An 11,392-nucleotide genomic window follows, 5' to 3' on the forward strand; every position below is an offset into this window, starting at 1 on the left:
GTACCGGACGCTTATTCGTTGGGCGGCGGCGTCTTCGGCCGGAATTCGCACAGCGGCTCGATCGCGCAGTGCCAGCATTCGGGCCGCCGTGCCTTGCACACGTAGCGCCCGTGCAGGATCAGCCAGTGATGCGCGTCCTGCAGGAATTCCTTCGGCGTGAACTTCTCGAGCGCGGCCTCGACGGCCCGCACGTCCTTGCCCGGCGCGAGCCCGGTGCGATTCGCGACGCGGAAGATATGCGTGTCGACCGCGATCGTCGGCTGGCCGAACGCGGTGTTCAGCACGACGTTCGCCGTCTTGCGGCCGACGCCCGGCAGGCCTTCGAGCGCTTCGCGATCGGCCGGCACCTCGCCGTCGTAACGCTCGAGCAGGATCCGGCACGTCGCGACCACGTTCTTCGCCTTGGTGCGATAGAGGCCGATCGTCTTGATGTACTCGGTGACGCCTTCCTCGCCAAGCGCGACGATTTGTCGCGGGGTGTTCGCGACCGGAAACATTTTCCGCATTGCCTTGTTGACCGACACGTCGGTCGCCTGCGCGGACAGCATCACGGCGATCAGCAGCTCGAACGGCGTCGAATATTCGAGCTCGGTGGTCGGATGCGGATTGAGGCTCTGCAGCGTTTCGTAGATCGCGCGTCGTTTGCTGGCGTTCATGGAGCGTTCTGGTCGGGCGGCGCGGACGGGCCGTCCGGATCGTCGTTGCCTGCGTCGTTGTCGTTGCTGCCCGATGCCGCTTCGGCGTCGCGCTGCGCCTGCTGTTCGGCGAGCCGCTTGCGGCGGGCCTCGGCCGCGTCGATCTGCGCCTGGACGGCCGCGCTCACGCCTTCGGTGTTCTTCGGCCCGGCGCCTTGCCCGGACAGTTCTTCCTTCTTCTTGCGCGCGCGTTCGAGCGCGGCGGCGATGATCGCGCGTTTCTTCGCTTCGGCGTCGTCGTCGGCCGGTGCGGCGGCTGGCGCGCCGGGCTGTGCGGCGGTGGGCTCCGCGGCCGGCTTCGTGGCGCTGGCCGCGCGGCGTGCGGCGGCGCGCGCTTCGGCGGCCTCGCGCTCGCGGCGCTGGCGTGCGAGCCGCAGGTCGTGACGTTCGCGTGCGGCGTCGGCCTGTTCCTGCGACCACGCCTCCCAGCCCGTGCGATCGCCGGTCACCGGCAGCATTGCGATGCAGTCGACCGGGCACGGCGGCACGCACAGGTCGCAGCCCGTGCACAGCGACGCGACGATCGTGTGCATCTGCTTCGGCGCGCCGACGATCGCGTCGACCGGGCACGCCTGCATGCACAGCGTGCAGCCGATGCACAGGTTTTCGTCGATGAACGCGATCGCGCGCGGATGCTCGGTGCCGTTGACCGGGTTCAGCGGAATCACCGGCTTGCCGAGCAGGTTCGCGAGGCGCGCGATGCCTTCGGCGCCGCCGGGCGGGCACTGGTTGTAGTTCGCGTCGCCGGCGGCGATCGCCTCGGCGTACGGGCGACAGCCGTTATAGCCGCACTTCGTGCATTGCGTCTGGGGCAGCAGATCTTCGATGCGATCCGCGAGTGTTTTGGAGTCGGTCACGGTAACAGCGGGCGCAACGGCGCCGAATGGCTCTCGGCCGCGTCGGGCGCGGCCGGAAAGGTTTGCCAAAGCTCGATTATCGCCGATTTCCCGCATTGCGCTGGACGCCGTCTATGCGCATAATCGAACCGCTTTTTTGCAGGGGCTCAGCAGGAGGGCGGCCGTCCGCGGCGCGCCCGTTCCAGGGCGGCCGGCGCCGAGGCGGTGGGGGTGCCGGTCCGGATCAAGCGGCTCACATAGCAAAACGCCACCATGAATCAGCCAAAAATCAAAAGAGATCCTGAAGGTACGCGCCGCCGCATCCTGATGGCGGCAGCCGAAGAGTTCGCGAATGGAGGGCTGTTCGGCGCGCGCGTCGATCAGATCGCGCGCCGGGCCGAAACCAACGAGCGCATGCTCTATTACTACTTCGGCAGCAAGGAGCAGCTCTTCACGGCGGTGCTCGAACACGCGTTTTCCGCGCTGACCGAGGCCGAGCGCGTGCTCGATCTCGATGGCGTCGCGCCGGTCGAAGCCGTCACGCGGCTCGCGCATTTCGTTTGGGACTACTACCGCGACCATCCGGAACTGCTCCGGCTCATCAACAACGAGAATCTGCACGAAGCCCGCTATCTGCACAAGTCGACGCGGATCCGCGAGATGATGTCGCCGATCGTCGCGAAGCTCGGCAACGTGCTGATGCGCGGCCAGAAGGCCGGGCTGTTTCGCAACGACGTCGATCCGCTGCGCTTCTACGTGACGCTGTCGGGGCTCGGCTACTACATCGTCTCGAACCGCTTCACGCTCGCCGCGACGCTCGGCCGCGACTTCACCGACACCGACGAACGCGCGGAGATGGTCCGGATGAACACCGAGGTGCTGCTCGCGTATCTGCTGCGGCGCTGACGCAACGAACGGACGAGCCGGCGAGCCGCCCGCTCGTCGTCGCCGCATGAAAAAACGCCGCCGTGCGCAAGCAACGGCGGCGTTTTTGCGTCGGAGGGCGGCGTGTCAGGCGGCCTTGCGGGCACGCACGGGTTTTGCGCGCGGGCTGCTTGCCGCGCGTTTCGCGGCGGGCGCGGCCTTTGCGGCGGGTGTCCTCGCGGGCGCGACCGTCACGGCCGGCGCCTTCGCGCGCGTACGCTTCGCGGCGGTGGCGCGCGCCGTCGTCTCCGGCTCCGGTTTTGCGGCCGGCACGACGCCGATCGCGGTGGCATCCTGCGCATCGGCGGGCAACTTCGTCGCGCCGTTCTTCGGCTCCGGCGCATGCTCGCGGATGAAGTCGCGCAGTTGCGGATAGATGATCGTGCGCCAGCGGCGGCCCGAGAAGATCCCGTAGTGACCGCACTTCTCGGCGGTCAGGCTGCGGCGATCGTCTTGCGGAATGCCCGTGCACAGCTCGTGCGCGACGTGGGTCTGACCGCTGCCCGAGATGTCGTCGAGTTCGCCTTCGATCGTCATCAGCGCGGTGTGCTTGATGTCCTGCGGCCGCACGCGCTCGCCTTCGACGTCCCACGTGCCTTCCGCCAGCCGGAATTCCTGGAACACGACGCGAATGGTTTCGAGGTAATACTCGGCGGCCATGTCGAGCACCGCGTTGTACTCGTCGTAGAAGCGGCGGTGCGCTTCGGCATCGTCCTCGTCGCCGCGCAGCAGGCTCTGGTAGAAATCCCAGTGCGATTGCGCGTGCCGCTCCGGGTTCATCGCGACGAAGCCCGTGTGCTGCAGGAAGCCCGGATACACCTGGCGGCCTTCGCCCGGATAGTTCGCGGGCACCGTGTGGATCACGTTGTTCTCGAACCACGCGGTCGAGTGCTGCGTGGCGAGCGAATTCACGGAAGTCGGGCTGCGGCGCGCATCGATCGGGCCGCCCATCATCGTCATCGTGAGCGGGGTGTCCTCGCCGCGGCTCGCCATCAGCGAAATCGCCGCGAGCACTGGCACCGTCGGCTGACATACCGAGATCACGTGCAGGTTGCGCGCGCCGATGTGGCGGATGAATTCCTGGATGTACGCGATGTAGTCGTGCAGGTGGAACGGGCCGACCTCGACGGGCACCATGCGCGCGTCGATCCAGTCGGTGATGTAAACCTTGTGATCCTGCAGCAGCGTGCGCACGGTGTCGCGCAGCAGCGTCGAATGGTGGCCCGACAGCGGCGCGCAGACCAGCACGACCGGCTCGTCCTTCAGTTGCGTGACGGCGTCGGCGTCGTCCGAATAGCGCTTGAAGCGCAGCAGCCGGCAGAACGGCTTCTCGATGATCGTCTGCTCGACGATCGGAATGTTGTGGCCGTCCTTGACGATCTGATGAATGTTGAATTCCGGCTTTTCGTAATCCTTGCCGAGCCGATACATCAGCTCATAGGCGGCTGCCATCCGCGGGGCGCCGGGCATCAGCGAGAACGGACTGGACGGATTCGCGAACGACTTCGAGGCGGCCTGGGCCCAGGCCGTGAGGGGGCTCAGCATGGCCCGCTGGAATTCGTGCAGTTGGTAAAGCATGCAGGCTACTCCCGCGTGGGGGACGGTGCGCAAGGGCGGCGTGAGGCGTCGCGGCGTGCCGTGTGGGTCAGCGACCGGCCATGTTGCATTGCAGCCGGACAATCGCGTCGATCATATCGGACAACGATCGGTGGTGCAATGCAACATTTCCCCGGGTTTTCATCAAAGTGTTGCGATTTGACGATCTCTGACCAAGGCCGCGGCGGCAGCGTTCAGCGGCCGGTGGCCACGGCCGGCGCGGGCTGGCCGGCCGCGCGCGCCATCGCGTCTTCGTGGTGCATCAGGTTCATCGCGGTGTGCACGAGCGCCACGTGCGAGAACGCCTGCGGGAAGTTGCCGACGAGCCGCCCGGCGACCGGGTCGTATTCCTCGGCGAGCAGCCCGAGGTCGTTCGACAGCGCGAGCAGGCGGCTGAAGAGCCGATGCGCGTCGTCGATCCGGCCGAGCAGCGCGTAGCTGTCGACCAGCCAGAAGCTGCATGCGAGAAACGTGCCTTCGCCCGGCGGCAGGCCGTCGTCGTATTCGGTCGTGCGGTAGCGCATCACGAGCCCGTCGTGCAGCAATTCCCGTTCGATCGCGTCGACCGTGCCGACGATGCGCGGGTCTTCCGGCGGCAGGAAGCCGAGCTGCGGCAGCAGCAGCACGCTCGCGTCGAGCTCGTCGCTGCCGTAGCTTTGCGCGAATGCCTGCTTGCCTTCGTGCCACGCATTGGCGCAGACGTCCGCATGGATCCGCTCGCGCAGCGCGCGCCAGCGGTCGAGCGAGCCGGGCAGCCGGAACATTTCCGCCGACTTGATCGCACGGTCGAACGCGACCCACGCCATCACCTTCGAGAACGTGAAATGGCGCCGGCCGCCGCGCGTTTCCCAGATCCCTTCGTCGGGCTCCTGCCAGATCTTTTCCAGATGGTCGAGCAGCGCGCACTGCACGGACCAGACCGTGTCGTCGGCCTGCAGGCCGCCCACGCGCGCGAGGTGCAGCGCGGCCATCACCTCGCCGAACACGTCGAGCTGGAGCTGGTTCGCGGCGCCGTTGCCGACGCGCACCGGCAGCGAGTCCTGGTAGCCGGGCAGCCAGTCGAGCTCCATTTCCGGCAGCCGGCGCTCGCCGGCGATTCCGTACATGATCTGGATCTGCTCGGGCGAGCCGGCCATCACGCGGCCGAGCCACGTGCGCCACGCACGCGCCTCGTCGTAGTAGCCGCCGCGCATCAGCGCGAGCAGTGTGATCGTCGCGTCGCGCAGCCAGCAGTAGCGGTAGTCCCAGTTGCGGTTGCCGCCGATCTTCTCCGGCAGCGACGTGGTCGGCGCGGCGACGATGCCGCCGGTCGGCTCGTACGCGAGCGCCTTCAGCGTGATCAGCGAGCGGCGCACGGCGGCCGCGTAGCGGCCCTGCACCTGACAGCGGCCCGACCATTCGAGCCAGTAGTTTTCGGTGCGCGCGAGCATCGACAGCGGATCGCGCGCGGGCGGCAGCCGCATGTGCGACGCCGCGTAGCCGAGCGAGAACGGCACGCGCTCGTCGGCGCCGACCGTGAATTCCGCGAGCGTATGGAGGTTCTTGCCGGTGAGCGGCACCGGCGTGCGCAGTACGACGGTGTCGGGCCCGGCGATGGCCTTCATGCCGTCCTCGCGGGTCAGTTGCGTGACCCACGGAATCGAGAAACCGTAGTCGAAGCGCAACACGAGCTCCATACGCATCTTCATCGTGCCGTGGCGGCCGACGACGATCCGCACCAGCTCGGACCAGCCGTTGCCGGGCGGCATGAAGTCGATCACGGTGACGGCGCCGTCCGCGCTTTCGTAATCGGTTTCGAGAATCAGCGTGTCGCCGCGATAGCGGCGGGTCGTGTGCGTGATCGCGGCGTCGGCGGCCGGAGCAAGCAGCCAGCGGCCGTGCTCGGGCGTGCCGAGCAGCGCCGCGAAGCAGGCGCCCGAATCGAAGCGGGGCCAGCACAGCCAGTCGACGGAGCCGTCTTTTGCGATCAGCGCGGCCGTATGGCCATCGCCGACGAGGGCGTAGTCTTCGATCAGGGCGGGCATGGGCAGGCGATCCTTGGGTATTCGAGTTCACAATGCGGACGTCGGCGGCCCGGACTTCACGCCCGGGCGCCGCGCCCCGTATACTCGGCCGGGCGGCGGAGCGCATGAACGGCCGGCGTTTCGTCCTATCTCAACACTTGAAGCGACTCGATGCAAGGAGGATTCAATGCCCAACCGTTTACGCGAGCATGACGCACGCGCTTCGACACGAGGGTTCCCGCTTAGGCTCGCTCACTGGATGAAAGGTTTCGCGATCGTGCTTTCCCTGTCCGCGACCCACGCGTTTGCACAGCAATCGTCCGCCCCGGCCGACGGCGTCTACAACCTGCTCGTCGGCACCTATACGGGCGGCGGCAGCGACGGGATCTACGTTTACCGCTTCGATACCAAGACCGGCGGCGTCGCGCCGGTATCGTCGGCGAAGACCGAAAATCCGTCGTATCTGTTGCCGAGCCGCGACGGTCGCACCGTCTACGCGGTCAACGAACTGCCCGGCGACAACGGCCCGGCGACGCAGCGCGGCGGCGTGAGCGCATTCCGCTTCGACGCGAAGACGGGCGCGCTGAGCTTCATCGACCGCGTATCGTCCGAAGGGAACGATCCTTGCTATCTCGCGCTGTCGCCGGACGGCAAGTACCTCGTGACGGCCAACTACTCGGTCGCGGCCGATCCGGGCGGCAGCTTCGCGGTGTTCCCGCTGCGCGACGACGGCGCGGTCGGCCAGGCCGTGCTGACGGTTCACCACGAAGGCACCGGGCCCGTGAAGGGCCGCCAGGACGGCGCGCACGTGCATTCGACGGTGTTTTCGCCGGACGGCCGCTACCTGTTCGTGCAGGATCTCGGCGCGGACAAGATCTACGGCTACCGCTACACGGTGGACGGCAGCCGCGGGCTGATCAGCCCGACCGAGGCGCGCTACACGCCGGTGAAGGCCGGCTCGGGCCCGCGCCACATGGTGTTCAGCGCCGACGGCCGGTTCGCGTACGTGACGAGCGAGCTGAACGCATCGGTCGAGGTGTTCGGCTACCACGACGGCAAGCTGACGCCGATCGAGACGCTGCCGATGACGGCGCCGGGCTTCAAGGGCAAGGTCGGCGGCGGCGCGATCCACCTGTCGCCGGACGGCCGCTTCCTGTACGCGAGCAACCGCGGCGACGCGAACGACCTCGTGATCTACGCGGTGAACAAGGCCGACGGCCGGTTGAAGCACGTCGGTCGCCAGTCGAGCCTCGGCAAGACGCCGCGCGAATTCCTGATCGATCCGACCGGCAAGTGGCTGATCGTCGGCAACCAGGACAGCGACACGTTCTACGTGTTCAGCCGCGATGTCGAAACCGGGCAACTCGGCGCGAATCCGCAGAAGGTCGCGGTCGGCAAGCCGGTCGACTTCAAGCTGGTGCCGGTGCAGTAAATGCAAAAGGCGCTGCCGAGGCAGCGCCTTTTTGTGCGGGGCGGCCGGTTGTGTGGCTCGCCCGGATCGACGATTCGCGGCCGCCGGCCTGCCGGCTTCAGTCGGCCGCGGCCGGCACGAGTACCTCGCGGCTGCCGTTGATGCCCATCGCCGACACGAGGCCGGCCGCTTCCATCTGCTCGACGAGGCGCGCCGCGCGGTTGTAGCCGATGCGCAACTGCCGCTGCACCGACGAGATCGACGCGCGCCGCGTGCGCACGACGAATGCGACCGCTTCGTCGTACAGCGGATCGGCTTCCGCGTCCGGCGCGTCGCCGAACAGGTCCTGCGTCGCGCCGTCGGCGGCCGGGCCGTCGAGGATGCCTTCCTCGTACTGCGGCTCGCCGAACTGCTTCAGGTACTCGACGATCCGGTGCACTTCCTCGTCGGCGACGAACGCGCCGTGCACGCGCTGCGGATAGCCGGTGCCGGGCGGCAGGAACAGCATGTCGCCCATCCCGAGCAGCGACTCCGCACCCATCTGGTCGAGGATCGTGCGCGAGTCGATCTTCGACGACACCTGGAACGCGACGCGCGTCGGGATGTTCGCCTTGATGAGGCCCGTGATCACGTCGACGGACGGCCGCTGGGTCGCGAGGATCAGGTGGATGCCGGCCGCGCGCGCCTTCTGCGCGAGGCGGGCGATCAGCTCCTCGATCTTCTTGCCGGCCACCATCATCAGGTCGGCCAGCTCGTCGATCACGACGACGATCAGCGGCAGCTTCGACAGCGGCTCCGGATCGTCGGGCGTCAGCGAGAACGGGTTGCCGATCTTCTTTTCCTTCGCTTCCGCGTCGCGGATCTTCTGGTTGAAGCCCGCGAGGTTGCGCACGCCGACGGCCGACATCAGCCGGTAGCGCTTCTCCATTTCGCCGACGCACCAGTTCAGCGCGTTGGCCGCGAGCTTCATGTCGGTGACGACCGGCGCGAGCAGGTGCGGGATGCCTTCGTAGACCGACAACTCCAGCATCTTCGGGTCGATCATGATGAGCCGCACGTCTTCCGGCGTCGCCTTGTACAGCAGCGACAGGATCATCGCGTTGATCGCGACCGACTTGCCCGAACCGGTTGTACCGGCAACGAGCATGTGCGGCGCCTTCGCGAGGTCGGTGACGACCGGATGGCCGGTGATGTCCTTGCCCATCGCGATCGTCAGTTGCGACGGCGAATGCTGATATTCGCGTGCGGCAAGAATTTCCGACAGGCGGATCATCTGACGCTTCGCGTTCGGCAGTTCGAGGCCCATGCAGGTCTTGCCGGGAATCGTCTCGACGACGCGGATCGACGTGAGGCCGAGGCCGCGCGACAGATCCTTCATCAGGCCGACGATCTGGCTGCCGCGCACGCCGAGCGCGGGTTCGATCTCGAAGCGCGTGATCACGGGGCCGGCCGATGCACCGACCACCGTCACCGGCACCTTGAATTCCTGCAGCCGCTGCTCGATCACCTGCGCGGTTTGCGCGAGGTGTTCCTCGGTGATCGTTTCGATGTCGTCGGATGCCGGTTCGAGCAGGTCGAGCGTCGGCAGTTCGACGCTGAACGACGCGGGTGCGTGGAATTCGAACGCGTTCGGGCGCGGCTGACGGACGGGGGTGTCGGCCGGGGGCGGTTCGGTTGCGTCGGTGGCCTCGGTTGCATGGGCCGCGGGTGCGCCGATTGGCGGGATCACGGTCGGCGGCGCCGAACTGACGGCTGCCGGCGTGGCCGGGAGGTTCGTGCCGGGGACGATTGCTGCCGGCGGTGCCGCGGTCGGCGTCGCGGTCACGTCATGCGACATGGTCCAGCCTGCCGACGAAGCGGCAGGGGCGGGCGATGTCGTGAACGTCTGGGTTGCGGCTGCGGCTGAAGGCGCACCCGCGGGCGGGTGGGCCGGAGTGGCGGCGGCCGTGGTGGCCGGAGCGAGCGCGCTGAAGGACGCCGACGTCGTGGTGGACGCGGTGGGCGACACCGGCAAGCTGATTGGCGGCTGCGGGGTGACTGCGCCGGATGAGCCGGATGTAGCGAAGGTCGTGGTCGTTGTACCGGTCGACGTGGTCGCCGTGCTGGCGGGAAGCGTCGATGCAGGCGCGGAAGACGGTGCAGCGTTCGGCGCGGACGTGAAAGTCGCGGGCGTCGCGATGGCGGGCGCCGATGTGTCCGGCGTCGGCGCGATCGAACCGAACGTCGAACCCGACGCACCGGTCGTCGATGCCGTCACGACGGGCGCGGCGGTCGATGCGGGCGTCGAAGCGCCGGAAAGCGAACCGTAAGTCATGCCCGTAACACCGGCCGGCGATGCCGGCGCGGCGGAAGTAACGGGCGGTGCCGATGCGGCCGGTTGCGTCAGCGAAGCGGGCGCGGTGCCGGTTGTGCCAACGGGTGAGACGGCGGCGGTAGCGGGGGCGACGCTCGATGCGGGTGTGGATGCTTGTGCAGTCGAGCCATGAGCCGTGCCGGCCAGTGGCGATGCAGCGATGGCCGAAGCCGTCGAAGCTGCGGCGAACGGTTGAGCCGCGGGCGATTTCGGCACTTCCGAAGCGACGGTCGCCGGTGCCGCAGCGGACGGCATCGTCGGGGCTGTCCAATGTGTGGCGGCGGGCGTCGCGCGTTGAGCGCCGGCCGACAGCGGTGCCGCTGGGTCCGCCTCCATTGCCTTGCCAGCTTCCGGTGCAGGCTGCGATCCGGCCGGTGCGGACGTTGCCGCAGTCGACGCGGTCCCGGAAAGCGTGCGGGCAGACGTCTGCGCGATCGACGAAGAGGGCAGCGCAGCGAACGGAACGATGCTTTCGACGGGTGTTACACCGGCGTGCGCATCGGCAGCGCCTTGCGGCACGTGGACCGGTGCGGTGCGGTCGATGGCAGCCGCCGGTTGCGCGTCGTCCTTGTCGTCGATATCGACGGACCTGGTCGGTGTGCTGGTGCCGAGGTCGCGAATCGCTGCATCGCCTGTTTGCGTGGAGGCTGAATGAGCGGATTCCGATCCTGCGGTGTTCGCCAGCGATTCGGCGATCGGGTTTTCGGTCGACACGTCGAGGGCGGAAACCGGCGCGCTGACAACGTCGTCCCACGGCGCGAGATCGATGGGCGCGTCGAACGACGGCGCGGCTGCGATCCCGAATGCCGGCGCGGCGGGCACATCGTCGACGTGACGGATCTCGTCGTCGGCGTGATGCGAAACCACGCGATCGTCGGTGCCGGTTTCCGGCAGCGCGTGCGATGTAGCGTCGTCGAGCGCAGGGCCCGGCAACTCGCCAGCCGGCGCCTGCGTGATCCGCGATTCGGCCGGCATGAAGGCGTCGAGCACGATCGGCGCGCGATCGTCGTACGCGGGCACGGCATCGTGTTCTTTGTGTGCTGCCGGAACGTTGGTGTCCTGGGCTGCAATGTCATGTGCCGCGGAGGCGAACGCGTTCGACGCGACCGCCGATGCCGCCGATACCGGCGCGGCCACGCTGCCTGCTGCCGCGGCGACGCCGGCCACGGCGGCGGCCGCGGCCGCCGCGTGCGTTGCATCGGCCGACTGTGCGCCGCCCAGCGACGCCCATTGCGCGGTGCTGGCCTCGATCGAACGCAGCGTGTCGTGAACGCTCGGCGCCGGCGTAATCGGCGCGGCCGGCTTCTCGTTCCACGCATAGAGCGGCGCGCGCGCCGGGGCGGGCGGCGCCGGGCGGCGACGTGCGGCGTCCGGCGACTGGCCGGTGGCCGCCGTGCCCGCGACCGGGCGCACCGGCGGACGTTGCGCTTGCGTGCCGGCAGGTCGCGGCGTGACGGTCGCGCGCGGCGCGGTCTGCGTCAGCGCAGCGGTGGCCGGCCGCGCAGCGGTCGGACGCGGCCGGACGGGTTCGAATCCGACCGGAAGCGGGGCGGGCGCGGGGCGCGGCACTTGCG

General features: G+C 68.5%; 7 protein-coding genes. 2 read left to right on the plus strand and 5 right to left on the minus strand.

The annotated features are described in order from the left end of the window. Positions 1-11: 11 nt before the first annotated feature. Both nth and rsxB read right to left on the minus strand, forming a co-directional pair. The gene (gene nth / locus H0X91_RS27745) at positions 12-656 is read right to left on the minus strand and encodes an endonuclease III (protein ID WP_006478196.1); all 645 of its coding nucleotides are present in this window, start codon (positions 654-656) and stop codon (positions 12-14) included. Then, on the minus strand, positions 653-1,552 hold the full coding sequence (gene rsxB, locus H0X91_RS27750; protein ID WP_369718883.1) for an electron transport complex subunit RsxB: 900 nt from the start codon (positions 1,550-1,552) through the stop codon (positions 653-655). The genes nth and rsxB overlap by 4 nt, the downstream gene beginning before the upstream one ends. A gap of 252 nt (positions 1,553-1,804) precedes the next feature. Between rsxB and H0X91_RS27755 the strand changes: the two genes are divergently transcribed. After that, the gene (locus tag H0X91_RS27755; protein WP_006485466.1) at positions 1,805-2,437 is read left to right on the plus strand and encodes a TetR family transcriptional regulator; all 633 of its coding nucleotides are present in this window, start codon (positions 1,805-1,807) and stop codon (positions 2,435-2,437) included. Between the two features lie 105 nt (positions 2,438-2,542). Here H0X91_RS27755 and H0X91_RS27760 read toward each other — a convergent pair whose 3' ends face one another. Then, entirely contained in the window at positions 2,543-4,033 is a 1,491-nt protein-coding gene (locus H0X91_RS27760) for a polyhydroxyalkanoate depolymerase (protein WP_006493406.1), read from the minus strand. Positions 4,034-4,245: 212 nt separating this feature from the next. Beyond that, the gene (locus H0X91_RS27765) at positions 4,246-6,075 is read right to left on the minus strand and encodes a glycoside hydrolase family 15 protein (protein ID WP_062911281.1); all 1,830 of its coding nucleotides are present in this window, start codon (positions 6,073-6,075) and stop codon (positions 4,246-4,248) included. Between the two features lie 166 nt (positions 6,076-6,241). Here H0X91_RS27765 and H0X91_RS27770 point away from each other — a divergent pair, with 166 nt between their 5' ends. After that, complete coding sequence (locus tag H0X91_RS27770; protein WP_085964353.1) at positions 6,242-7,486, plus strand: lactonase family protein; 1,245 nt, start codon at positions 6,242-6,244, stop codon at positions 7,484-7,486. A gap of 97 nt (positions 7,487-7,583) precedes the next feature. Here the strand turns inward: H0X91_RS27770 and H0X91_RS27775 are convergent. Next, on the minus strand, positions 7,584-11,392 hold a 3,809-nt coding region (locus tag H0X91_RS27775), incomplete at its 5' end, for a DNA translocase FtsK (protein WP_330165490.1).

It is taken from the genome of Burkholderia sp. 9777_1386, from assembly GCF_015712265.1.
Lineage (GTDB): Bacteria > Pseudomonadota > Gammaproteobacteria > Burkholderiales > Burkholderiaceae > Burkholderia > Burkholderia cenocepacia.

Bases quoted from the DNA above. Each gene is read 5' to 3' on its own strand.
- nth (WP_006478196.1), bottom strand. From the start codon at position 656: ATGAACGCCAGCAAACGACGCGCGATCTACGAAACGCTGCAGAGCCTC.
- H0X91_RS27755 (WP_006485466.1), top strand. From the start codon at position 1,805: ATGAATCAGCCAAAAATCAAAAGAGATCCTGAAGGTACGCGCCGCCGC.
- H0X91_RS27760 (WP_006493406.1), bottom strand. From the start codon at position 4,033: ATGCTTTACCAACTGCACGAATTCCAGCGGGCCATGCTGAGCCCCCTC.
- H0X91_RS27765 (WP_062911281.1), bottom strand. From the start codon at position 6,075: ATGCCCGCCCTGATCGAAGACTACGCCCTCGTCGGCGATGGCCATACG.
- H0X91_RS27770 (WP_085964353.1), top strand. From the start codon at position 6,242: ATGCCCAACCGTTTACGCGAGCATGACGCACGCGCTTCGACACGAGGG.